This is a genomic window from Streptomyces sp. SAS_272, assembly GCF_052543235.1.
In genome coordinates this window covers 47,667-72,128 of sequence record NZ_JBMNDR010000049.1, presented here as the reverse complement: position 1 = coordinate 72,128, position 24,462 = coordinate 47,667, and the positions used below count along the sequence as shown (strand labels likewise).

Annotated in this window: 20 protein-coding genes; 16 read left to right on the top strand and 4 right to left on the bottom strand. The window is 73.1% G+C overall.

Features of this window, described 5'->3' with window-relative positions:
- The 6 genes from ACN6LD_RS25705 to ACN6LD_RS25680 all read left to right on the top strand — a co-directional run.
- Positions 1-295: alpha-glucosidase C-terminal domain-containing protein (locus tag ACN6LD_RS25705; RefSeq protein ID WP_445044394.1), on the top strand; the 295-nt coding region annotated here is incomplete at its 5' end.
- Between the two features lie 28 nt (positions 296-323).
- Positions 324-1,691: a maltokinase N-terminal cap-like domain-containing protein gene (locus ACN6LD_RS25700; RefSeq protein ID WP_319191703.1), complete on the top strand. Its 1,368-nt coding sequence runs from the start codon at positions 324-326 to the stop codon at positions 1,689-1,691.
- A 5-nt stretch (positions 1,692-1,696) separates the two neighbouring features.
- Positions 1,697-3,901, top strand: a complete 2,205-nt coding sequence (glgB, locus tag ACN6LD_RS25695; protein ID WP_445044393.1) for a 1,4-alpha-glucan branching enzyme — start codon at positions 1,697-1,699, stop codon at positions 3,899-3,901.
- A gap of 58 nt (positions 3,902-3,959) precedes the next feature.
- On the top strand, positions 3,960-5,051 hold the full coding sequence (locus tag ACN6LD_RS25690) for a glutamate--cysteine ligase 2 (RefSeq protein ID WP_445044392.1): 1,092 nt from the start codon (positions 3,960-3,962) through the stop codon (positions 5,049-5,051).
- Between the two features lie 201 nt (positions 5,052-5,252).
- Positions 5,253-7,157, top strand: coding sequence for an AMP-dependent synthetase/ligase (locus ACN6LD_RS25685; protein WP_445044391.1), 1,905 nt, complete (start codon positions 5,253-5,255; stop codon positions 7,155-7,157).
- A 184-nt stretch (positions 7,158-7,341) separates the two neighbouring features.
- Complete coding sequence (locus ACN6LD_RS25680; RefSeq protein WP_319191708.1) at positions 7,342-7,788, top strand: ATP-binding protein; 447 nt, start codon at positions 7,342-7,344, stop codon at positions 7,786-7,788.
- Positions 7,789-7,815: 27 nt separating this feature from the next.
- Here ACN6LD_RS25680 and ACN6LD_RS25675 read toward each other — a convergent pair whose 3' ends face one another.
- Positions 7,816-8,298, bottom strand: coding sequence for an ATP-binding protein (locus tag ACN6LD_RS25675; protein WP_445044390.1), 483 nt, complete (start codon positions 8,296-8,298; stop codon positions 7,816-7,818).
- Positions 8,295-8,666, bottom strand: a complete 372-nt coding sequence (locus ACN6LD_RS25670; RefSeq protein WP_445044389.1) for a PRC-barrel domain containing protein — start codon at positions 8,664-8,666, stop codon at positions 8,295-8,297. The genes ACN6LD_RS25675 and ACN6LD_RS25670 overlap by 4 nt, the downstream gene beginning before the upstream one ends.
- 201 nt (positions 8,667-8,867) lie before the next feature.
- Here ACN6LD_RS25670 and ACN6LD_RS25665 point away from each other — a divergent pair, with 201 nt between their 5' ends.
- From ACN6LD_RS25665 to ACN6LD_RS25650, 4 genes are all read left to right on the top strand, one after another.
- On the top strand, positions 8,868-9,749 hold the full coding sequence (locus ACN6LD_RS25665; RefSeq protein WP_445044388.1) for an RNA polymerase sigma factor SigF: 882 nt from the start codon (positions 8,868-8,870) through the stop codon (positions 9,747-9,749).
- A gap of 318 nt (positions 9,750-10,067) precedes the next feature.
- Positions 10,068-14,069, top strand: coding sequence for a HAMP domain-containing protein (locus ACN6LD_RS25660; protein WP_445044387.1), 4,002 nt, complete (start codon positions 10,068-10,070; stop codon positions 14,067-14,069).
- A 54-nt stretch (positions 14,070-14,123) separates the two neighbouring features.
- A complete protein-coding gene (locus ACN6LD_RS25655; protein WP_445044386.1) occupies positions 14,124-16,613 on the top strand; it encodes a SpoIIE family protein phosphatase in 2,490 nt (829 codons plus the stop codon).
- 218 nt (positions 16,614-16,831) lie between these two features.
- Positions 16,832-17,221, top strand: coding sequence for an STAS domain-containing protein (locus tag ACN6LD_RS25650; protein ID WP_319191717.1), 390 nt, complete (start codon positions 16,832-16,834; stop codon positions 17,219-17,221).
- Between the two features lie 194 nt (positions 17,222-17,415).
- Here ACN6LD_RS25650 and ACN6LD_RS25645 read toward each other — a convergent pair whose 3' ends face one another.
- Positions 17,416-17,889 carry a MarR family winged helix-turn-helix transcriptional regulator gene (locus tag ACN6LD_RS25645; protein WP_319191719.1) on the bottom strand — a complete coding sequence of 158 codons (474 nt, stop codon included), beginning with the start codon at positions 17,887-17,889 and terminating at the stop codon, positions 17,416-17,418.
- 75 nt (positions 17,890-17,964) lie between these two features.
- Here ACN6LD_RS25645 and ACN6LD_RS25640 point away from each other — a divergent pair, with 75 nt between their 5' ends.
- Genes ACN6LD_RS25640 through ACN6LD_RS25615 form a run of 6 tightly spaced genes read left to right on the top strand, consistent with a single transcriptional unit; the run spans position 17,965 to position 23,881 of the window.
- Positions 17,965-19,245, top strand: a complete 1,281-nt coding sequence (locus ACN6LD_RS25640) for a PP2C family protein-serine/threonine phosphatase (protein ID WP_445044385.1) — start codon at positions 17,965-17,967, stop codon at positions 19,243-19,245.
- Between the two features lie 5 nt (positions 19,246-19,250).
- On the top strand, positions 19,251-20,156 hold the full coding sequence (locus ACN6LD_RS25635; protein ID WP_445044384.1) for an STAS domain-containing protein: 906 nt from the start codon (positions 19,251-19,253) through the stop codon (positions 20,154-20,156).
- Complete coding sequence (locus ACN6LD_RS25630) at positions 20,153-20,557, top strand: STAS domain-containing protein (RefSeq protein WP_445044383.1); 405 nt, start codon at positions 20,153-20,155, stop codon at positions 20,555-20,557. The genes ACN6LD_RS25635 and ACN6LD_RS25630 overlap by 4 nt, the downstream gene beginning before the upstream one ends.
- The gene (locus ACN6LD_RS25625) at positions 20,554-21,006 is read left to right on the top strand and encodes an anti-sigma regulatory factor (RefSeq protein WP_445044382.1); all 453 of its coding nucleotides are present in this window, start codon (positions 20,554-20,556) and stop codon (positions 21,004-21,006) included. Before ACN6LD_RS25630 ends, ACN6LD_RS25625 begins: the two co-directional genes overlap by 4 nt.
- Positions 21,003-22,082: a SpoIIE family protein phosphatase gene (locus ACN6LD_RS25620; RefSeq protein WP_445044381.1), complete on the top strand. Its 1,080-nt coding sequence runs from the start codon at positions 21,003-21,005 to the stop codon at positions 22,080-22,082. Before ACN6LD_RS25625 ends, ACN6LD_RS25620 begins: the two co-directional genes overlap by 4 nt.
- Entirely contained in the window at positions 22,079-23,881 is a 1,803-nt protein-coding gene (locus tag ACN6LD_RS25615) for a PP2C family protein-serine/threonine phosphatase (RefSeq protein WP_445044380.1), read from the top strand. Before ACN6LD_RS25620 ends, ACN6LD_RS25615 begins: the two co-directional genes overlap by 4 nt.
- A 9-nt stretch (positions 23,882-23,890) precedes the next feature.
- Here ACN6LD_RS25615 and ACN6LD_RS25610 read toward each other — a convergent pair whose 3' ends face one another.
- The gene (locus ACN6LD_RS25610) at positions 23,891-24,403 is read right to left on the bottom strand and encodes a MarR family winged helix-turn-helix transcriptional regulator (RefSeq protein WP_445044379.1); all 513 of its coding nucleotides are present in this window, start codon (positions 24,401-24,403) and stop codon (positions 23,891-23,893) included.
- Between the last annotated feature and the right edge of the window lie 59 nt (positions 24,404-24,462).

Here is a 24,462-nt window from a genome sequence, read left to right as displayed (position 1 = left end):
CCCCGCCTTCGGCCTCGGCACCTACACCGAACTCCCCTCCTCCAACCCCGCCGTCCTCGCCTTCCTGCGCGAACACGAGGACGACCTCGTCCTGTGCGTCCACAACTTCTCCCGCTTCGCCCAGCCCACCGAACTCGACCTCAGCCGCTTCCACGGCCGCTACCCCGTCGAGCTCTTCGGCGGCGTCCGCTTCCCGCCCGTCGGCGAACTCCCCTACCTGCTCACCCTCGCCGGCCACGGCTTCTACTGGTTCCGGCTCACCAGAGCCGCGTCCCGGACCGGCCGCCGCCCGTGAGCGTGCGCCGAGGAAAGGATGGGTCACCGTGACGAAGACCGCGAAGACCTCCCTGCGCCCGGGCACCGCGAGCGGTGTCCGCTCCGCGGGGCCGCTCGGCGAGCTGCTGCGCGAGTGGCTGCCCCGGCAGCGCTGGTTCGCCGGCAAGGACCGCCCGCTCACCGACCTGCGCATGCTGTCGATGACCGAGCTGTACCCGGGCTGTCTGCATCTGCTCGTGCACGCCGGCCAGTCGGGCGTCCCGACGCCCGGGGGCACTCCCCCGGCCGGCGACTGCTACCAGCTGCTCCTCGGCATCCAGGAGCATCTGTCGCCGCGGCTGGGGCGGGCGCTGATCGGCAGGGTGGAGGAGGGGCCGCTGGCCGGGCTGACCGTCCATGACGCGCTCCAGGACCCGCGGTCGGCGCATCTTCTCCTGGAGCGGATGCGGCATCCCGGCACGCTCGGCCCGCTGTCCTTCGAGTCGGACCCGTCCGTGTCGCTTCCCCCCGGGCTCGCCCCGCGCCTGCTGGAGGCCGAGCAGTCCAACACCTCCCTGGTGTACGGGGACGCGTTCATCCTGAAGATCTTCCGGCGCATCCAGCCCGGAGTGAACCCCGATCTGGAAGTGCCGGTCGCGCTGGCCGGGCAGGGGTGCGGGCGGGTGCCCGCCCCGGTGGCCTGGTTCCGCACGACCCATCCGCAGGAGGCGACGCTCGGCGTGCTGCAGCCGTTCCTGCCGGACGCCTCGGACGGCTGGACGCTGGCGCTGCGCGCGCTCTCCCGCGGCGAGGACTTCACGGCGGAGGCCGAGGAGCTGGGGCGGGCCACTGCGGACGTCCATCTGGCCCTCGCCGCGGCCCTTCCGGCCGGTCCGGACGCGGAGGACGGGCGCACGGCGGCCGCGATGACCGAACGGCTGGAGGCGGCCGCGCACCACGTGCCGGCGCTGCGGCCGTTCGTGCCGGGTCTCATCACCGCGTTCGGCGCCCTCTCGGCGTGCGACGCTGGGCCGCCCGCCCAGCGCATCCACGGCGACCTGCACCTCGGGCAGGTCCTGCGCGCAGGACGCGACTGGTTCGTCATCGACTTCGAGGGCGAACCGTCCCGTCCGCTGGCCGAGCGGCGCAGCGCCCACTCGCCGGTCCGGGACATCGCCGGAATGCTGCGCTCCTTCGACTACGCCGCCCGCCAGCGCCGCCCGTGGCGGCCGGAGTGGGCCCGGCGTTGCCGGGAGGCCTACTGCGCGGGCTATGCGGCCCGCGCGGGCTGGGACCCCCGTAAGAAACATGCCCTGCTGCGTGCCTACGAGACGGACCGAGCCGTGTACGAAGTGCTGTACGAGGCCCGTAACCGTCCCGACTGGCTGCCCGTACCCATGGCGGCGATCGAACGACTCGCCGTCCGAGGAGGCTGACCCCTGTGGCCCTGCGTGACACCTCTCCGCCCGAGTCGGCCGGTCCCCGCCCGCGTACGGCGCCCGCGCTCGACGCGGGCGACCGCGGACGGCTGCTCTCCGGCGCCCACCACGATCCGCACGCGCTGCTCGGCGCGCACCCGGTGCCGGGCGGGGTCCTCTTCCGGGCGCTGCGGCCCTTCGCCGACGGCGTGAGCGTGGTGATCGACGGCGATCCCACCCCGCTGGTCTCGGAGGGCGACGGCCTCTTCGCGGTCGTGCTGCCGCTCGACGCCGTGCCCGCGTACACGCTGCTGGTGTCGTACGAGGGCACCGAGCACAAGGTGGACGATCCGTACCGGTTCCTGCCGGCCCTGGGCGATCTCGATCTCCATCTGATCCGGGAGGGGCGGCACGAGGAGCTGTGGAAGGCGCTCGGCGCCGAGCCGATGGCCCACCAGGGTGTGCTCGGCACCCGGTTCACCGTGTGGGCGCCCAACGCGCAGGGGGTGCGGATCGCGGGGGACTTCTGCTTCTGGGACGGGACGGCCTTCCCCATGCGCTCCCTCGGCTCGTCCGGGGTGTGGGAGCTGTTCCTGCCGGGGATCGGCGAGGGCGCCCGGTACAAGTTCGAGATCACCTCGCGCCACGGCGACCGGTTCCTCAAGGCGGACCCGATGGCCCGGCGCGCCGAGGTGCCGCCGGACACCGCCTCGATCGTGCACGCCTCGCACCACGAGTGGTCGGACGAGGAATGGATGGCGCACCGGGGCGACGTTCCCGTGCACGTCGCCCCGTTCTCCGTGTACGAGGTCCATCTGCCGTCCTGGCGGCCGGGCCTGACGTACCGGGAGCTGGCCAAGGAGCTGCCCGCGTATGTACGCGACCTCGGCTTCACGCATGTGGAGCTGATGCCGGTCGCGCAGCATCCGTTCTCTGGTTCCTGGGGCTACCAGGTCACCGGCTTCTACGCGCCCATGGCCCGCCTCGGCACCCCGGACGACTTCAAGTACCTGGTGGACGCGCTGCACCGGGCCGGCATCGGCGTGATCGTGGACTGGGTGCCGGCGCACTTCCCGAAGGACGACTGGGCGCTCGGCCGGTTCGACGGGGAGCCGCTGTACGAGCCCGGCGACTCCCGTCAGGCCGAGCATCCGGACTGGGGGACGTACGAGTTCGACTTCGGCCGGACCGAGGTGCGCAACTTCCTGGTGGCGAACGCCACGTACTGGTGCGAGGAGTTCCACATCGACGGCCTGCGGGTGGACGCCGTCGCCTCCATGCTCTACCTGGACTACTCGCGCGACTCCGGACAGTGGACGCCGAACGTGTTCGGCGGCCGCGAGGACCTGGCCGCCATGGCGTTCCTGCAGGAGATGAACGCGACGGTGTACCGCCGCAACCCGGGCGTCGTGACGATCGCCGAGGAGTCCACCGCCTGGGACGGCGTGACCCGGCCGACGGACAGCGGAGGCCTGGGCTTCGGGCTGAAGTGGAACATGGGCTGGATGCACGACTCGCTGCAGTACATCGCCAAGGAGCCGGTGCACCGCAAGTACCACCACAACGAGATGACCTTCTCGATGGTGTACGCGTACAGCGAGAACTACGTGCTGCCCATCTCGCACGACGAGGTGGTGCACGGCAAGCAGGCGCTGGTCTCCAAGATGCCGGGCGACTGGTGGCAGCGGCGCGCCGACCACCGTGCCTACCTGGGCTTCATGTGGGCGCATCCGGGCAAGCAACTGCTCTTCATGGGGCAGGAGTTCGCGCAGGGCGCGGAGTGGTCCGAGGCACACGGACCCGAGTGGTGGCTGCTCGACGCCGCGTACGCGTCGGCGGGCGACCACCGGGGCGTGCAGGACCTGGTGCGCGACCTCAACGCCGTGTACCGGGCCACTCCCGCGCTCTGGGAGCGCGACACCGACCCCGCCGGCTTCCGGTGGGTGCTGGGGGACGCCGCGGAGGACAACGTCTTCGCGTTCCTTCGGCACGACGCGCACGGTGCGCCGCTCCTGGCCGTCAGCAACTTCTCGCCGGTGGTGCGCCACGACTACCGTCTCGTGGTCCCCGCCGACGTCCCGGCGTGGCGTGAGATGCTCAACACCGACGCCGAGCGTTACGGCGGCAGCGGCGTCGGAATGCCCGGCGCCGTCGCCGTGCGCGACGGTGAGCTCAGGCTGACCCTTCCTCCGCTGGCGACGGTCTGGATGGCTCCGTCGTCCGTGTGAACGGGGCCGGGCGGGGCAGTCGGGTGCGTACCACCCACCAGAGAAGGGCTGACGTCGCGTGCGCACCGTGGGAGTGGAGGAGGAACTCCTCCTGGTCGACCCGGAGACCGGCGAACCGCAGGCGCTGTCCGCCGCCGTCCTCGCCCGCGCCGCGCGGTGCGAGGACGGCAAGGACGACGTCTTCGAGAAGGAACTGCACAACCAGATGCTCGAGTTCGCCACCCATCCCCAGTCGGGGATGGACGAGCTCGGCGCGGAGATCGTGCGGATACGGGGGGAGGCGGCCCGGCACGCCCGGGCGGCGGGCTGCGCGGTGGCGGCACTGGCCACGTCACCGCTGCCGGTGCGCCCTTCGGTCAGCATGAACCGGCGCTACCAGTGGATGGCGGAGCAGTTCGGCATCGCCACGCAGGAGCAGATGGTGTGCGGCTGCCATGTCCATGTGTCCGTCGGCTCGGACGAGGAGGGCGTCGCGGTCGTCGACCGCATCCGCCCCTGGCTGTCGGTACTGATGGCCCTGAGCGCCAACTCGCCCTTCTGGCAGGGCCGGGATTCGAGGTACAGCAGCTATCGCAGCCGGGTGTGGCAGCGCTGGCCGTCGGCCGGCCCGACCGAGCTGTTCGGATCGGCGGAGCGCTACCACCGGCGGGTGGCGGACATGGTGGCCACGGGCACGATCCTCGACGAGGGGATGGTCTATTTCGACGCCCGGCTGTCGGCGCGTTATCCGACGGTGGAGGTGCGCGTGTCGGACGTCTGTCTGCACGCGGACACCGCGGTGCTGATCGCCACGCTGGTGCGCGGGCTCGTCGAGACGGCCGCCCGGGACCTGGAGGCCGGCCGGGAGCCGGTGGACCACAGTGTGAGCCTTCTGCGGATGGCCGGCTGGCAGGCGGCCCGCTCGGGGCTGACGGGGGACCTCCTGCAGCCGGCGACCATGCGGCGCGCTCCCGCCGAGACGGTCGTCGGGGCCCTGCTGGAACACGTGGAGGACGCGCTGGCGGACGCAGGGGACCTGGAGCGGGCCCGCGCTTCGTGCGCCGGGCTGCTGCGGCGGGGCAACGGCGCGCAGGTCCAGCGCGAGGTGTGGGAGCGCACGGGCAGTCTGCGCGAGGTCGTCGCCGCCTGCGTGCGCCACACACAGGCCTGAGAGCGTCCGGGAGGGGCGACCGGACGGTGCAGTTCCGGCGGCGGTGCGGGCGGGCGGACCGCGCGTCGGCCGGTCGAGATCATCAACGCGGATTACTTATTCGTTCCAGGCCACAAGCGGTCTCACCTGGGCTAGATTCGACCACCGTCGATAACGGTTCCCGTCGGCGGAGTCACAGCCCGTACACGTCAGGAGCAGCGCATGCGCGACTTCGCTCTCGCTCCCCCAGCCGCCCCGCCCCTGACCGGGGGCCTCGCCGACACCGTCTTCGACATCGCCGCCCGTACCCCGACGCTCGCGGTGCTCTCCCGCCGTGCGGACACCGCCCTCGGCGCCTGGGAGGAGGTGACCGCCGTCGAGCTGCGGGACGAGGTGGTGGATCTGGCCAAGGGGTTCGTGGCGTCCGGCATCTCCCCCGGGCACCGCGTCGCGATCATGGCGCGCACCCGGTACGAGTGGACCGTGCTGTGCCACGCCCTGTGGGCGGTGGGCGCCGAGGTCGTCCCCGTCTATCCGACGTCCTCGCGCGAGCAGGTCGAGTGGATCCTGCGGGACGCCGACTGCGTCGGCGTGGTCGTCGAGGACGAACAGAGCGTGATGACCGTCGGATCGGTGTGCGCGGCCCTGCCGGCGTTGCGGCACGTGTGGCAGCTGGACGCCGGAGCCCTCGACGAGCTCACCCGGCGCGGCGAGCGGGTGTCCATCACCACGGTGAACTCGCTGCGCAGGATCGTGCTGCCCGACTCGACCGCGGTGATCGCCTACACCTCCGGCACCTCGGGCCGGGCACTGGGCTGCGCGCTGAGCCACCGGAGCCTGGCCAGCCCCTGCGACACCCTGCTGGCCGGCTGGGGCCACACCGCCGCGCCCGCGGGCCGCCAGGCCAGCGTGCTCGCCTTCCTGCCGTTCTCCCACGTGTACGGGCTGATGATCCAGGGGCTGTGTCTGCGCGGCGGCATCGTGATGGGCCACCAGCCCGACATAGGCGCGGACGCGCTCGCGGAGTCGCTGCGCACCTTCCGGCCGACGTATCTGTACGCCGTCCCCTCGGTGTTCGAGAAGATCTACAAGAACTTCCTGCGGGCGGCCCAGGAGGCGGGGCGCGGCGCCCTGTTCGAACGGGCGGCGGAGACGGCCCGCGACTTCGCGGCCGCCGTCGAACGGCAGCGGCTGGGCCGGGGCTCCGGGCCCGGCCTCGACCTTCGGCTCCAGCACGCCCTGTTCGAACGGACGGTGTACCGCAGACTCCGGGCCGCGCTCGGCGGCCGGGTCCACCGGGCCACGTCGGGCGGCTCCCCGCTGCACCGGGACCTGTCCCTGTTCTACGAGGGCATCGGCATCTACGTGCACGACGGGTACGGCCTGACGGAGACCGGCGGCGGGATCACCATGCAGCCGCTCGGCCGGGAGAAGTCGGGCACCGTCGGACAGGCCCTGCCGGGCGTCGACATCCGGGTGGCGAACGACGGGGAGATCCTGGTGCGCGGCCCGTCGGTGTTCCAGGGCTACGTCAACGACGACGCCGCGACGCGGGCCGCCCTGGCGAGCGGCTGGCTGGCCACCGGCGACCTCGGCTTCCTGGACTCCGACGGCTACCTCACCATCACCGGCCGCAAGAAGGACGTCATCATCACCAGCAGCGGCAAGAGCGTGGCGCCGACGGCGCTCGAGCAGCGGCTGCGCATGCATCCGCTGGTCCACCAGGCCGTGGTGGTGGGCGACAACCGGCCCTGCGTGGGCGCCCTGATCACGCTGGACCCGGATTTCCTGGCGCACTGGCGGGGAAGTCTGGCGTTGCACGGCGACCCGCAGAGCCGGGAGGCACGCGAGGAGAACGCCCTGCGCGAGGAGATCGGACGGGCCGTGGCCGCCGCCAACAGCTCGGTGTCGCGCTCGGAGTCGATCCGGGCGTTCCGCATCCTGCCGCAGGCGTTCGACCAGGCCAACGGGCTGCTGACGCCCTCCATGAAGCTGCGCCGTGACTCGATCGTGGCGCACTACGCGGCGGAGATCGAGGCGATGTACCAGGCGCGGGCCCGGCTGCCCCGGCAGAGCCCGCAGGAGGAGGTGCTCGGCTGGGACGACGCCGACGACGTCTTCCGGTGAGCCCCGTCGTGCGGCCACGCCGTGCGGCCGGAGGGTCGCGCCGCCCGTACCGTGCCCGGGGCCGTATGCCGCGGGAATCCCGACGCGTAGCCTGGGCGTCCTCGGGAACCCAGAGAGGGCGACGCCAGAGAGCCGTACGAGAAAGGACGACGGCCCCCGGACGCTGCGGGGCCGCACTGACGACATGGCAGCCGAACCGCGGGGTAATGACGCATTGTCCTCCTGGGCGATTCCGGGCCGTACGGCCCGCTTCACAGGTGAACCGCAGGACGTGACGGGTGCGCGTCTGGCCACGGAGGAGTTCCTTCGGGAGCTGGCCCGGGCCTCGCCGCCCACGGCGTCGGAGTGCTGGCACGACATCGTGCTCATCGTCACGGAGCTGGCGGCCAACGCGGTCCAGTACGCGCCGGGACCCTTCGAGGTGCATCTGCGGCGCACGTTCGACGGGGTGCACGTCACGGTGCACGACACCAGCAGCACGCCGCCCACCCCGCGGCCCTTTCATCCCGACACCGGCGGCGGGGGAATCGGCTGGTATCTGGTGGACACGCTCTGCAGTCAGGTCAGTGTGGTGCCGAACGAGGCGGGCCGGGGTGCGGGCAAGGACGTCCACGTCTTCCTGCCCTGGTGAGGCGGCCCCCTGAAACCCCGTGGGTCGTCAGGACGACTCGCCGGCCGTGCGGACCGGTACGAACACCCTGATCGTCTTTCCGCCCGCCGGCTCCTTCTCGATGGCGATCTCGCGGGCCAGACGGAGCACCAGTGGCCAGCCGTAGCCGCCGGTGACCCCTCCGGCCGGCGGCGGGGCGTGACCGCACACGCCGGACGGGACCTCGTCGCTGTGGTCGCGCACGGCCAGCCGGATCCCGTCGGGGACGGGCACCGCCTCGAACCCGGCCAGTCCGCCGCCGTGCCGCAGCGCGTTGGTCACCAGCTCCGAGACGACCAGCAGCAGGTCGATCACGTCCGTCTCGTGCGCCGGCCTTGCAGAGGCGTCCCAGCGGGCCTCCACCGCCGCCCGGGCCTGGGCCCGGGCGGCGGCAGCGGTCCCCACCGGCGCCTGCGCCTGCGCCTGCGCCTGCGCCTGCGCCTGCGCCTGCGCGAACGTCGGCCGTGCGGGCGCGATTTCTTCCTTCCTCACGCCGGCGCCGTTCCCCGCGGCGCCTGCCGCCGGTAGTGGTCGCCCACGGCGGCGAGGTACCCGGGGTCGGCCGTCTCGCTGTCGGTGTGGAAGCGGGGCGCCTCCTTGACCTCGTCCCCCGTGCAGGCCAGGGAGACCTGGCCGGCCTCGGTGTCGACCCCGCTCACCACGCCGACCGGGACGACGGCGCTCCTGCCGAACACCCATACTCCCGTGTCGACGACCAGGTGCCGCATGCCGTGCGGGTCCGCCTCGCGTTCCACGTGCCCGAGAGTGCCGTCGGCCGTCGTGACGGCGTAGCCGGTCAGATCCTGTCCCTCGACATGCCCGCTGCCCGGCGTGTACGACCAGATTCCGTCGATGGTCACGCTGCTCCCTTCTCGCGTTCCAGAGCAGCGGCTACCCTGCCGTCGCGGCCGCATTCGGGGGCATGGCGGCCCGCCTGCGGGCCGGCCCCGGCGGACGGCGCCGGCCGCTCGGGCGAATGTGCGCATCCTCTCGGCATGCGCGGCGGAATCGGGGGCAGACGCACCCCGTCATCGACCACCCCGACGAACGGAGCGAACGGCATGGACGCCGTGACGGCAGAGGCAGCGACGGCCACGGCAGAGCGTGCGGGCGCCGACGACCCGTGCGAGGGCGTTCCGTTCATCGACATGCCGGCCCAGGTGAGCCCGCGCGACGCCCGGGAGCTCTCGCGCCGCTTCTTCGACCGGCTGGCGGTCGTGGAGGAAGGCACCCACGAGTACCAGTACGTGCGCAACACCCTGATCGAGATGAACCTGTCGCTCGTGCGGTACGCGGCCTCCCGCTTCCGGGGCCGGGGCGGCGCGATGGAGGACATCGTCCAGGTCGGCACGATCGGGCTGATCAAGGCCATCGACCGGTTCGAGCTGACCCGTGAGGTCGAGTTCACGTCGTTCGCCGTTCCCTACATCGTCGGTGAGATCAAGCGCTTCTTCCGCGACACGAGCTGGGCGGTGCACGTGCCGCGCCGCCTCCAGGAGGCCCGGGTCGAACTGGCGAAGGCGACGGAGGAGTTGCAGACGCGGCTGGGCCGGATGCCCACGACGCGCGAGCTGTCCCAGCTGATGTCGCTGTCCGAGGAGGAGGTCATCGAGGCGCGCAAGGCCGCCAACTGCTACACGTCCGCCTCCCTGGACGCGGCCCTGACCTTCGACGGCGGCGTGGACGGCGAGTCGGTGCTGGCCGACTTCCTCGGCACGGAGGAACCGGCCCTGGAACTGGTGGAGGACTTCCACTCGCTGGCGCCGCTCATCGCGGAGCTGGACGACAGGGAACGGCGGATCATCCATCTGCGGTTCGTCGAGGAGCGCACACAGGCGGAGATCGGCCGGGAGCTCGGCATCTCGCAGATGCACGTGTCGCGGTTGATCAGCCGCATGGTGCAGAAGCTGCGCACCGGGCTGCTGGGGGCCGAGATCGCCTGAAGCGGGCCCGGGGAGCCGGGCCCGGGGACCACCGGGATCGCCCGGGACGGCGAGGACGCCGTCCCGGGCGAAACTGTCTCGTGTACCCGCCTCTCCGCCATGTATGCATCGTGTGCGGCATCGGGATTTCCTGTGTGCGCGACGTGATGCGAGGCTTTGTTTCCGCCCGCTTCCGTGGGTTAGCCTGCGGCGGATTTCTCTCATCGCACACTTCCGTGAACTGCGGAAACACAGGCGCGACATGCGGGGCCGCTCACCCGGGCGGCCCGGTTCCGAGTCCCCGCCCGGGGGCTCCTGGGGAGCGGAACGAGGGTACGCATGACCAGCAACGCGACCGAGTCGCCGGACACGGTTCCCGGCGACCACGAGCTTCGCCAGCTCCTGGCCGGCCTGACGGCCGTACGGGACGGGGACTTCGGCACCCGGTTGCCCACCGACGGCGACGGCCTCATGGGCGACATCGCCACCGTCTTCAACGGCATGGTCGACCAGCTGTCCGTCTTCACCTCCGAGGTGACCCGGGTGGCCCGCGAGGTCGGCACCGAGGGCACCCTCGGCGGTCAGGCCGAGGTGCCCGGGGTGTCCGGGACGTGGGCCGATCTGACGGACTCCGTGAACGCCATGGCGGGCAACCTCACCACCCAGGTGCGGGACATCGCCCAGGTGGCGACGGCGGTCGCGAAGGGCGATCTCTCCCAGAAGATCGACGTGCCGGCCCGTGGCGAGATCCTGCAGCTGAAGGAGACCGTCAACACGATGGTCGACCAGCTCTCCGCGTTCGCCGACGAGGTCACCCGCGTCGCCCGCGAGGTCGGCACCGAAGGACGCCTCGGCGGCCAGGCCCAGGTGCCCGGGGTCGCCGGGGTCTGGCGGGACCTCACCGATTCGGTCAACTTCATGGCCGGAAACCTCACCAACCAGGTCCGCAACGTCGCCCAGGTGACGACCGCGGTCGCCAAGGGCGATCTCTCCCAGAAGATCACCGTCGACGCCCGCGGCGAGATCCTGGAACTCAAGAACACCATCAACACGATGGTCGACCAGCTCTCCGCGTTCGCCGACGAGGTCACCCGCGTCGCCCGCGAGGTCGGCACGGCGGGCAACCTGGGCGGCCAGGCGACGGTCCGCGGGGTGTCCGGCACCTGGAAGGACCTCACCGACAACGTCAACGTGATGGCGTCGAACCTGACGGGCCAGGTGCGCTCCATCGCCCAGGTCGCCACCGCCGTGGCCCGCGGCGACCTGTCGCAGAAGATCACCGTCGAGGCCAAGGGCGAGGTCGCGGCCCTCGCCGACGTCATCAACACCATGGTGGACACGCTGTCCGCGTTCGCCGACGAGGTCACCCGCGTCGCCCGCGAGGTCGGCACGGAGGGACGCCTCGGCGGTCAGGCACAGGTGCCGAACGTGGCCGGCACCTGGAAGGACCTCACCGACAACGTCAACTCGATGGCCAACAACCTCACCGGCCAGGTCCGCAACATCGCGCTGGTGACCACGGCGGTGGCCCGCGGCGACCTGTCGAAGAAGATCGACGTCGACGCCCGCGGCGAGATCCTCGAGCTCAAGACGACCATCAACACCATGGTCGACCAGCTCTCCGCGTTCGCCGACGAGGTCACCCGCGTCGCCCGCGAGGTCGGCACCGAAGGACGCCTCGGCGGCCAGGCCGAGGTGGAGGGCGTCTCGGGCACGTGGAAGCGCCTCACGGAGAACGTCAACGAACTGGCCGGCAACCTGACACGGCAGGTCCGGGCGATCGCCGAGGTCACCAGTGCCGTCGCCGAGGGCGATCTGACCCGGTCGATCACCGTGGTGGCGTCCGGCGAGGTCGCCGACCTCAAGGACAACATCAACTCGATGGTGGAGTCCCTGCGCGAGACCACCCGGGCCAACCAGGAACAGGACTGGCTCAAGACCAACCTGGCGCGCATCTCCGGCCTGATGCAGGGCCACCGCGACCTGCCCGTGGTCGCCGAGCTGATCATGGACGAGCTGGTGCCGCTGGTGTCCGCGCAGTTCGGCGCCTTCCACCTCGCCGAGGAGGGCCCCGAAGGGCCCGAGCTGCGGCTCGTGGGCGCCTACGGCTACCCCGCCGACGACACCCGTCCCACCCGTATCCCCTTCGGCCGCTCCCTCGTGGGGCAGGCCGCCCGCAGTCGCCGCACCATCACCGTGGACGAGCTGCCGCCCGGCTACGTCACCGTCTCCTCGGGCCTCGGCGAGATCGAGCCCAGCGCCCTGCTCCTGCTGCCCATCGTCTTCGAGGGGCAGGTGCTCGGCGTGATCGAACTGGCGTCGGTCACCGCCTTCACGCAGACGCACGTGGACTTCCTGGAGCAGCTGCGGGTGACCATCGGCGTCAACGTCAACACCATCGTGGCGAACGCCCGCACCGACGAGCTGCTCGACGAGTCGCAGCGGCTCACCGCCGAACTGCAGGCCCGCTCCGCCGAGTTGCAGTCCCAGCAGGAGGAGCTGCAGCACTCCAACGCCGAACTGGAGGAGAAGGCCTCGCTGCTGGTGGCGCAGAACCGCGACATCGAGGCGAAGAACCTGCAGATCGAGCAGGCCCGGCAGGAGCTCGAGGCGCGGGCGCAGCAGCTGTCCCTGGCCTCGAAGTACAAGTCGGAGTTCCTGGCGAACATGAGCCACGAACTGCGCACCCCGCTCAACAGTCTGCTCATCCTGGCCCAGTTGCTGGCCCAGAACCCCTCGCGCAACCTCACTCCGAAGCAGGTCGAGTACGCGGGGATCATCCACTCGGCCGGATCGGACCTGCTGCAGCTGATCAACGACATCCTGGACCTGTCGAAGGTCGAGGCCGGCAAGATGGACGTCTCGCCGGAGCGGGTCTCCCTGCGGCAGCTCATCGAGTACGTCGAGGCCACGTTCCGGCCGATGACGTCGCAGAAGAGCCTCGAGTTCACCATCGACACGGCCGCCGGCGCCCCGGCCGACCTGCTGACCGACGACTCGCGACTGCGGCAGGTGCTGCGCAACCTGCTGTCCAACGCGGTGAAGTTCACCGAGCAGGGCGGTGTGGAGCTGCGCATCGAGCCGGCCTCCGACGACGAGGTGCCGAGCGGAGTGGTGCGCGGCGGCACGGTGGTGGCGTTCCGGGTGAAGGACACCGGCATCGGCATCCCGGAGCAGCAGCTGGAGACGATCTTCGGCGCCTTCCAGCAGGCGGACGGCACCACCAGCCGCAAGTACGGCGGCACGGGCCTCGGTCTGTCCATCACCCGGGAGATCGCCCATCTGCTCGGCGGTGCGGTCACGGTCGACAGCACGCCGGGGCGCGGCAGCACGTTCACGCTCTATCTGCCGGTGGCGCGACGGGACTTCAAGGAGGTCATCGACGGGGGCCGGCCGGTGGAGCGGGATCCCGGCGAGTCGCCCTCGGCGATCCCGGTCGGCGCCCCGGGCGTGCCGGTGGCGCTCGGTCCTCCCGGGCGGCGTCCGCGCCGGCTGCTGGTGGTGGAGGAGCGGCCCCGCGGCCTGCTGACCCTGGTGGCCGAGTCCGTCGTGGCGGACATGGCGCGCGGCCGGGAGGACGGCACGTCGGCGGCTCCCGTGGACATCGTCACCGCGGTCGGGGCGCACGAGGCGGCGGGCGCGCTGGCGGCGGAGCCCTGCCACTGCGTCGTCCTGGAACTGGGCATGCCCGACGCGGAGGCGTCCCGGTTCCTGGAGGCCCTGCACGACGACTCGGCGCTGACCGGTGTGCCGGTGCTCGTGCACAGCGGGCACCGCGCGGACCTCGCCCAGGAGCGGAGCCTGCAGTCCCGTGCGGCGGGCAAGCCGATGGAGTTCCTGTCCAGCCTGGACGAGCTGCGCGAGCGCATCACCCTGCATCTCTCCGCCGAGCAGCCGGGGGACGTGCTGGCCCTGGTGCGCCCGGACGACCCGCAGCCCGAGGGGCCGCCGCCGGTCGACGACGCCGTGGTGGGCCGCACGGTCCTCGTCGTCGACGACGACGCGCGCAACCTGTTCGCGCTCAGCGGGATTCTGGAGCTGCACGGGGTCCGGGTGCTGCACGCCGAGAACGGCCGTGAGGGGATCGACACGCTGCGCAACAACCCGGAGATCGCGCTGGTGCTGATGGACGTGATGATGCCGGAGATGGACGGGTACACGGCCACGGCCGAGATCCGCCGCATGCCCGAGTACGCCGAGCTGCCGATCGTCGCGGTGACCGCCAAGGCGATGCCGGGAGACCGGGAGAAGAGCCTCGCCTCAGGGGCCAGCGACTACGTCACCAAGCCCGTCGACACCCATGACCTCATGGCCTGCGTCCGACGCTGGCTGACCGTCTGAGGACGTCCTGCCCCACCCGCGCCCAGGCGTTCCCAGCCGAGGAGTCCGCACACCGTGACCATTCCCGCCCAGCCGACAGAACCCGGCGACGTCCCGTCTCTGCCCGTACCGGCCGCCGCGCCGGGGAGCCCTGCCCCGCAGGCCGGGAACCGGCTCGCGTCCGGGGAGGACGCGGGCCCGCCGGAGGCGGACGGCCGGGCGGAGGGCGCCGCGCCCTCGCCGGTGGGCCGGCTCGCCGCCACCGTGGACCGGCTGCGCCGGGAGGTGCGGGCGGCGCAGGCCGAGGCGGACGGGCGGGCCCTGGTCGAACTCGCCAAGGGCATCCTGGTGGAGCGCCTCGGCTGCGGACCGGCCGAGGCGGCGCAGCAGCTGTCGGATCTCGCCGAGCAGGCCGGGACGACACCGCTGGAGTTCGCGGTCGACGTCATCAACCAGGCGGCCAAGGACCGGGTGTCCGAGGTCACCGAGGCCTTCCTGGCCGGCGTCGCGGGCACGGAGGATCCGGCGGAGCGGTCGGCCGCCGTGCGGCTGCGGGCCGCGGAGAGCGGAGCGCTGGCGGCGGCGCACGACACCCAGGCGGTCGCCGACTCCCTGCTCCAGCACGCGCTGGGGCCGCTGGGCGCGGTGGCGGTGGCGATCTGGGCGGTGGGCTCCGACGGTTCGCTGACGCTGGCGGGCAGCGCGGGGTTCTCCCCCGGGGAGGCCGAGCGCTGGCGGTACGTGCCGCCGGACGTGGCGACCGTGGCCCGGCACGCCCTAGCCGAGGGGTCGACCCAGTGGATCGGGTCGCTCGGCGGGACGGGCCTGCCCACCGTGGGGCGTCAGCTGCATCCGGGCGGAGGGCGGGTCGCGGTGCCCGCCGCGACCGCGGGACGCGTGCACGGGATTCTGGAGATCGCCTGGCCGGCCCCGCTGCCCCCGCAGCCGCCCCAGGTGATGCGCCAGGTGGAGGCGCTGGCGGAGCTGTGCGCGCACACGCTCCAGTCGTACGTGCACGTGGGCGCGTCCGGGCGGCAGCCGGTCGTGCTGCCGGACGCGTCGGAGCTGATGGACCTGACGGACGGCCTGCACGACCCCGCTCTGGTCCTGGTGCCGCACGTCGACGCCGGGGGCAAGCTCCTCGACTTCCGCATCCAGCACGTCAACGACCGCTTCCTCGATCCGGCGGGGCGGCCCCGGGCCGTGATCAACGGCGCGCTGCTGCTGGAGGCCTATCCGATGGCCGCCGGCGGCGGTGACCTCTTCCAGCGCATCGAGCGCGTGCACGCCACGGGCGAGCCGTTCCGGGCCCGCCGGATGAGTCTGACCGCGCTGGTCGGCGAGGTGCCGCTGGCGGCCGTCGCGGACCTCAGCATCAGCCGGCACGGCGCGTGCGTGCTGCTGATCTGGCGGATCGAGGACGAGGCGGCGCGGTTGGCGAGCCTGTTGCAGAACGCCCAGCGCCTCGGCCGCATCGGCGGTTTCGAGGAGGATCTGCTCACCGGCGAGACCACCTGGAACGGGCAGCTCTTCGCTCTGTACGGGCGGCCGCTGTCGAGCCCTCCGGTGCGGCTGGAAGAACTGTCGGCGCACACGCACCCCGACGACGCGGTGATCGTCGGCCGCCTGCTGCGCACGCTGCTGCACCGCCGACGTCCGGCCTCCGCCGCCTTCCGGCTGCAACGGCCGGACGGGGTGACCCGGCACATGCGGATCGTCGCCGAGCCGGTGCTGGACACCGACGGTCGGCTGGTGGCCGTCCGCGGGGCCTATCAGGACATCTCGTCGCAGCACTGGACGGAGGTGGCGCTGGCCGCCACCCGCGACCAGCTGGCGCAGACCGAGCAGCAGGCGAGCGAGCGCAGCCGGCTGGCGCTGCAGCTGCAGCACGCCATCATGCCGCCCACCCGGGCCCCGCTGGAGGCCCCCGGCCTCCAGGTGGCCGTCCGCTATCGGCCGGCCGAGGAGGAACACCTGGTGGGGGGCGACTGGTACGACGCCGTCGTGCTGCCCTCCGGCCTGGTGATGCTGTGCGTGGGCGACGTGGCCGGGCACGGCATCGAGGCGGCCACCAGCATGGTGGTGCTGCGCAACGCGCTGCGCGGGCTCGCGGTGACCGGGGCGGGGCCGGGGCAGCTGCTGTCGTGGCTGAACATCGTCGCGCACCATCTGACGGGCTCGATCACGGCCACGGCGGTGTGCGGCCTGTACGACCCCGCCCGGCACACCCTGCGCTGGGCCAGGGCAGGTCATCTGCCGCCGGTGCTGGTGCGGGACGCACACGCGGCGCCGCTGCCCCTGCTGCGGGGGATGCTGCTGGGCGCCGTGCCGGAGACGGTGTACGAGGAGGAGGAGGTCCAGCTGGCCGCGGACGACACCCTGCTGATGTACACGGACGGCCTCATCGAGCGGCGCGACCGGTCGGTGGAGGAGTCGCTGACGCAGTTGCTGGTCCAGGCCCGCACCGTGCCGCCGACCCTGGACCAGCAGCTGGACCGGCTGCTCACCTACAGCAGGTCCGACACGGACGACGACACGTGCATCGTGGGCATCCGTCTGCGGTAGGACTCCCGCGGTGACGGGTGTGCGGGGGCGATGCATGAGGCAGCGGTCAGGGGGTATCCGGCTGTGCGCACCGACAGGCCGGGGATCCGCAGGTGGAAAGGGGCAGGACAGGACGATGGGGAACTTTCCCGCGCCCGCCCGTCCCGGCCCGCCGCCCCGGCGCATCCAAGTCGCCTGCCGGGGTAGACGCCCTCGACCGCCAGCTTTCGGAGGAACACGTGTCCATCGCCCAGAACCCCCTGTCCGTCGAGGTCACGCTGCCTCGTGAGGACGTCGCTCTGGTCACGGTCGAGGGCCATCTGGATCTCGACACCGCGACCGAGTTCCAGGCCCATCTGGCCAACCAGCTCCATCACGGACGACGGCACTTCCTGATCGACCTCTCCGGGGTCCCGTTCATGGACTCGTCCGGGATGAACATCATCCTGCGGGTCTACCAGGAGGCACGGAACCTGCCGGGCAGCGTCCACGTGATCGATCCGAGGCCGGCCGTGCGCCGGGTGCTGGAGCTGACCGGGGTCAGCATCACGGTGCCCATATCGGAGAAGGCGGACGAGGCCCTGGAGCTCATCGACCGTCAGCAAGGGCCGCAGACCCCGGCCGGCTGACGCCGACCGACGGCCGCCGCCCGCCGGTCACGCGGGCCCGCCGCCGGTTCCCGGGAGAAAGCGCAGGTGCGGACGACTGCCGCCCGACAGTTGTCATTTGACAACTGTCCGCACGAGGCAAGAGAGTGAGCAGGACAGATGCGGAAGGGATCACCGATGTGCCTGTGGGCGAACCCGAGCACGCGGGGACACCGTCAGGCGGTACGGGCGTCAGCGGCGTCGGAGTCGTGGATCTGCGAGGCCGCGGCCGCGCAGAACGCCTCCAGCCCCCTCAGCAGGGCGCTGCGCTGCACCGCCGGCATCTGCTCCAGCACGTCCCCCAGCGCCGCTTCCCGACGGGACCTGAGGTCGGCCAGGAACGCGCGCCCGCGACGGCTCAGGAACAGTTCCAGCTCCCGGCGGCTGCCGGCGGCGGTCCGGCGTTCGACGAAGCCCACGGCCTGGAGCCGGTCGCAGAGACGGCTGGTGGACGGCGGCGTGGACCCGAGGGAGTCGGCGAGCGTGCGCAGGTTGATGCCTTCGTGGTGCTCCAGGATGAACAGCACGCGCAGCTGGGACGCGGAGACCGGCGCCGTGGAGGCGCGACCCCACAGGACTTCCAGCAGCTCGGACGCCTGTGAGGTCACACGCGCCACCTGGTCGGGCTGCGGACGCGAGGAGGAGGACATCACGGTGACACTCTCGCAGGGATCGAGGCGACTGTCAGCCCGCACCCGACGTGGGGCGACGACGGGACCGGCCGCGTGAACAGACTCGTCGCCGCGGGACGCGCCCTGCGCTCCGCGGCACCCCACCGGCTGCCCGACGCGCTGCGCGAGGTGCTGCGCGCCCACTACGCGGCGGAAGCGGTCGAACTCCGGCTGGCCGACTACGGACTGACGGTGCTGCTGCCCGTGCCGTTCGGCGGCGCGCGGGAAACGAGCGTCCCGGCGCCGGCCGCCGTGCACGGCAGCGCGCCCGGCCGCGCCTTCGGCGCCCAGGAACCCCATGTCGAGGAGCTCGGCGACGGGCTCGTCCTCGCACACCTGCCGGTGACCGTGCGCGGCGACCGGCTGGGCGTCCTGTCGGTCACGCTGCCCGGGACGCAGGCCCGGGAGCGGCTCACCGAGCTCACCGAGACGGCGCAGCTGCTGGGCCACGAGATCCTCGTCGCCGAGCGCGACACCGACGCGTACCGGCGTGCGCGCCGCACGGACCGGCTGACCCTGGCGGCCGAGATCCAGTGGCAGTTGCTCCCGGCCCGGTCCTGTGCCCGGGACGAGTACGCGTTGGGCGCCCAACTGCAGCCCGCCTACGCCGTGTTCGGCGACAACTTCGACTGGGCGGCCGACGACGACCACCTGACGGTGTGCGTCACCGACGGGATGGGCGAGGGCATCGAGGCGTCGCTGCTGACCAGTCTCGGCATCAACGCGCTGCGCAACGCGCGCCGGGCCGGCGTCCCGATCGCGGACCAGGCGGCCCTGGCGGACCAGGCCATCCACGCCCACTACGGGGGCGAGGCCCACCTGTCGGTGCTCCTGGTGGACATCGAGCTGTCCACCGGGCGTCTGCAGGTCGTCGACGCGGGCTCGCCGCACCTGCTGCTGGTGCGCGACCGGGCGCTGACCCGGGTGGACCTGGACGCCCAGCTCCCGCTGGGCATGTTCGAGGAGACCGACTACGTGGCTCAGGAGCTCACCCTGCTGCCCGGCGACCGGCTGCTGTTCGTCAGCGACGGCGTGCACGCCGTCGTCGCGCCGGGCGGCGAGGCGTACGGCGAGCAGGCGCTCGCCCGGGCGGTGGCGTCGGCGGCCCTGCTGCCGGCGGCGGACGTGCCGGGCGCGGTGCTGCGCGCGCTGACCACCCACCGGGGCAGACCCGAGCCGGACGACGACGCGCTGGTCGTGTGTCTCGACTGGTTCGGCCAGCCGTCCCCGTCGCCGTCCGGCCGCCCCGGCTCACAGCCGTCGCCCGGCGAGGGGCACGGCCCGGTCCCGCCGTCACCGTCGGGACCGCAGCGGCACCACGCGGACGAGGAGTGAAAGAGATGCCGGAAGACGAGACGGCGGCGGAGCCGGCCGAGCGGGCGGCGCCCGCGGACGAGGTGGGGGCGTTCCTGCGCCGTCGCCGCGAGCAGATCGCCCAGCGCTGGGCCGACGAGCCCCTGTTCCGCGTCGTGTTCACGGTCTCGCGGGACGAGGCGGTGGAAGCGGGCCGCGCCGTCGTCGACGCGCTCGCCCAGGTGGCCCTCTCGGAGCGGATGGAGGACACCGACAGCGCCGGATTCACGTCGGTGCGCGAGCAGTTGGCCCGGATGGCGGCCGCCCGGGCGCGCGCCGGTCTCAGCAGCGCACAGATCTCCCGCGAGGTGGACGCCCTGCGCACGCCCGTGGTGAACCTCCTGGTCACCGACCTGCCGGAGGCGTCCGCCGAGCATGTCAGGGAATGCGCGACGACCCTGACCGCGCTGATGGGCACCCTGCGGCTGGTGGTCATGGAGACCTCGCTGACCGAGGGCCAGGCCCTCATCGACCGGCAGCAGCTGCAGCTGATGGAGGTCGCCACGCCCGTCATCCGGCTGTGGGACGGCATCGTCGCCGTGCCGCTGATCGGGACGCTCGACAGTGCGCGCAGCCAGGTCGTGATGGAGACGCTGCTGGAGTCGGTCGTCGACCAGCAGGCGCGGTTCGCGATCCTGGACATCACCGGGGTGCCGACCGTCGACTCGCTGGTCGCGCAGCACCTGATGAAGACCGTCGCCGCCGTCCGGCTGATGGGGGCGGAGTGCGTCGTCTCGGGCATCCGGCCCGCCATCGCGCAGACGATCGTGCACCTCGGCCTGGACCTGCCCGTGGTCACCCGGTCGAGCCTCGCCGACGCCCTGGCGTACGCCCTCCACCGGCTGGGCGCCGGCATCGTGCCCGCCGGGTCCGGCGGTGCGGGTACCCGGTGAACCACGACCCCTCCCGCGCGGGCACCGCCCATGTGCCGGTGCTGCGGCTCGGCGACGTTCTGCTGATCACCCTTCAGGGGGACCTGCACGACGGAGCGGCGGAGCAGCTCCAGCAGGACGTCGCGGAGTCGATCGTCCGCAGCCGGGTGACCGGCGTGGTCATCGACATCTCCGGCGTGGAGATCGTCGACTCCTTCCTGGGGCGGGTGCTGGCCGAGATCGCGGCGAGCGCACGGCTGCTCGCGGCCCGGACCGTGGTGGCCGGCATGCGTCCCGCGGTGGCGATCACGCTGGTGGAGCTGGGGCTGACGCTGCCCGGACTGCGGACGGCGCTGAGCACCGAGGCCGCCATGGAACTGCTCGCGGCGTCGCCGGACGGCCCGCTCCGGGAGCCTCGGTGAGCGAGACGTCCGCGGGCGTCGACGCCCGCCTGCCGATCCGCTCGGACCTGGACCTGGTGTGGGTGCGCCAGCATGTGCGCCAGGCGGCGGCGGCGCTCGGCTTCGGCCTGGTGGAGCAGACCAAGCTGGTCACCGCGGCCAGCGAACTGGCCCGCAACACGCTGGTCTACGGCGGTGGCGGCGAGATGGCGGCCCAGGAGGTGTCCGACGGACGGGCGGCGCGCGGGCTGCGGCTGACGTTCACCGACGCCGGGCCGGGCATCGCCGACCTGGACCAGGCCCTGAGCGACGGCTTCACCTCCGGCGAGGGGCTGGGGATGGGACTGGGCGGCGCGCGCCGGCTGGTGCACGACTTCGCCATCGACAGCGCGCCCGGGGCCGGCACCACGGTCACCGTGACGTCCTGGGCGGCACGGCCGCCCCGGCCGCGTGAGGAGCAGCCCCGATGACGCGCGTGTGGGACGTTCCGGTGCACGACTCGACACGGGTGCGCGACGCCCGGGTGGCCGCCGAGGGCGCGGCGGCGCTGGCGGGACTGGACGGGCCGCGCACCGCCGACGCGGCGCTGGTCGCCACCGAACTGGCCACGAACCTGCTCAAGCACGCGCGGGGCGGGCAGTTGCTCGTGGAGCCGGTCGCCGCGCCGGGCGCACGCTCCGAGGCCCTGCTGGTGCAGATCGTCGCCGTGGACCACGGACCGGGCATGTCCGACGTCCCGGCCGCGCTCGGCGACGGGTTCTCCACCGCGGGCTCGCTGGGAGCGGGGCTGGGCACCTGCCGGCGGCTGTCGGACGACTTCGACCTGCACAGCGTCCCGGGCCGCGGGACGGTCGCACTCGCCCGGATCGGCGGCGGCCCGGCGGCCTCCTCCGGCCGCCGGCAGGCGGCCGACGTCCCGTCCCCGCACTCCCCCGCCGCCGTGCGGGTCGGCGGGGTCAACATCCCCTTCCGGGGCGACGAGTGCTCCGGCGACGCCTGGACCTGCGTGCGGGACGGCGACCTGGTGACACTGATGATGGCCGACGGCCTGGGACACGGCCCCGAGGCGGCCCGCGCCTCGACCGCGGCGGTGACGGAGGCACGGCGCAGCGCCCACCTCCCGCCGGCCGAGCTGCTGCGCCGCCTGGACGCCGCGCTGCGCGGCACACGGGGCGCGGCGGTCGGGGTGGCCCGGCTCGACCTGCGCGCCGGGCGGCTGCGCTTCGCCGGCATCGGCAACATCGGGGCGCGACTGCGCGAGGGCGACTCCTGGCGGCATCTGATCTCCCGGCCGGGCATAGTCGGCGTGCACCGGCCCGCCACCCTGCCGGAGACGGAGGCCGACTGGGCCGCGGACCGGCTGCTCGTGCTGCACAGCGACGGGCTGCCCAGTCGCTGGGCGCCACCCGCCGACCCCCGTCTGCTGGCCGCGGACCCCGCGCTCACGGCCGCCGTCACGGTGCGCGACGCTGGCAGTTCCGCCCGCCCCGTCCGGGACGACACCGCCGTCGCCGTCCTGTCCCCGAGCCCGTCGGACCGTCCATGAAGCGCAGCTGGCGGATCGAGGCCGTCGACGACGCGGCACGCGCGCGTATCGCCGTGGCCCGGGTGGCCGCCGCGTACGGCGTCACACCGCTGGAGCGGACCCGGTTGTCGGCCGCGCTCAGCGCGCGGCTGCGCCGGTGTCTGACCAAGGGCGGCGTCTGGCGGCTCGAGCTGACCGTGGCCCGGGGGTCGCTGCACGTCGAGGTCGCCGCCTCCCCCGCCGGCGACGAATCGCCGTGGCGGTCCGCCGTGTCCTCCCCGGAGCGGGCCGCGGCCCCCGTCTGCGATCCGGTGGCGGGCGACGTCACCGCCTTGTCGGAGGCGCTGCTCGGCGCGGACGAGGACACCGCGCTCGTGCTGGACAGGCTCGCCGAGCAGGAGCAGCTCGTCGCCTTCCACCGGGAGGAGCTGCACCAGACCAACCAGGGCGTCCTGGCGCTGCACGCCGACCTGGACGCCGCCGGGCGGGCCGAGCGCGAGGCCTTCGCGGCGGAACGCGCCGCGCGCCGGGAGGCGGAGAGCGCCCGCCGCAGGCTGACCTTCCTGGCCGACGCCAGCGCCGCGCTCACGGCTTCCCTCAACCACGAGGAGATCGTGCGGCGGCTGCCCGAGCTGCTGGTGCCCGAGTACGCCCGCACGGTCGACGTGTGGCTGTTCGACGCCGAGGACGAGCGGGGGGCGTCCGCTCCGCGCCCCGCGGCCGCGGTGATCGCGGCCCGCACCGGCAGGCCCCAGTACGCGGCCGCCCACCCCGGCGGTCTGCCCGGGGTGGACGACCAGCCGGCGTCGGCGCTGCATCCGACCCGGCCCCTGCTGTGCGTGCCGCTGCCGACGCGCCGCGCGCCGCTGGGCGTGTTGACGCTCACCCCGCCCGGCGAGCGCTGGGACCCCGACGACGCCGTCATGCTCGTGGAGCTCACCCGGCGGGCGGGCGGCGCGCTCGACAACGCCCGCCGCTTCGAGCACAACCGGGACATCGCCGAGACCCTCCAGCGCGCCCTGCTGACGGAACTGCCCGCCCCGTCGGGGCTGCGACTGGCGGCCCGCTATCTGCCGGCCACGTACGGGCTGAACATCGGCGGCGACTGGTACGACGCGTTCCGGCAGCCCGACGGCAGCCTGATCACCGTCATCGGCGACGTGACCGGGCACGGGCTGCATGCGGCGGTGATGATGAGCCAGCTGCGCACCGCGCTGCGCGCCTACGCCGTCGACGGGGGCAGCCCCGGCGAGCTGCTGACCCGGCTGCACACCTTTTTGCACCACCTCCAGCCCGACTTGTACGCGACCGCCGTGATCGCCCGATTCAGACCCGGCGAACCCGTGCTGACGTGGGCGGCCGCGGGTCATCCGCCGCCCGTGCTGCGCGGCCCGGACGGGCGGGTGCGCACGCTGGACGCCAAGCCGGGGGCGATGCTCGGCATCCCCCTGCACCAGGAGATCGCCGATCACACGGTGCCGCTGGAGCCCGGCTCCACGCTGGCGCTCTACACCGACGGCCTGGTCGAGCGGCGGGCGCAGGGCATAGACCCGGGGATCGACCGGCTGGCGGCGGCGCTCGGCGGGTTCCGTGCCGAGGAGCTTGACGCGGACCTGGACGGGGCGGCCGAGCGCATCCTGGAGCCGATGCTGAGCGACTCCGAACGCGACGACGACGTCTGTCTGCTGCTGTGTCACATCGACAGCCACATCGACAGCCGGGTCGACGGCCAGGCTGACGGCCACGTCGGCACCCGGGTCGACGGCCGCACCGCCGGCCGCGTCGGCAGCCGGGTCGGCGACGGGCGCGGCGGGGCCTGAGCGGGGCGGTCAGCCGTCCGGACCGGCGGGACCCTGGCCGGACGCCGGTGGCCCCGTCGCCGAGCGGGCCTGGTGGAAGGCGAACAGTCCGTGCTCGAGAGCGGCCCGCTGGGCCGGTGTCATGGCCTCGAACACCGAGGTGAGCCGCCTGACCCGGCGCTCGGCCACGTCCGCGAGGACGCGGTGGCCGTAGGCGGTCAGCACGAGCTGCACCTCACGCCGGTTGTGCGGCTGCACGGTCCGCTCGAGCAGCCCCGCGACCTCCAGCCGGTCGCAGAGGCGGCTCGCGGTGGGCAGGCCGACGCCGAGGTGCTCGGCCAGCGCCGTCAGGTTCAGCTCCGGGCGGCCCCGGACCGTTCGCAGGGCGTGCAGCTGCCGGGCGGGCAGCCGGGGAGAGGCCTCCTCCGCCGCCGACAGCCAGCAGGCAACCAGGCTCTCCACAGCGTCGGCGACCTGCCGCGCCTGCCGACCGCGGTTCGCCCACCGCCCGTCGTCGGAGCTGTCCGCGTACCCCGCCGTCACTGCTCTCGGACCACCGGATTTGTCATGTACGTCGGCCTACCCGAAGCACCGGGGCGTAC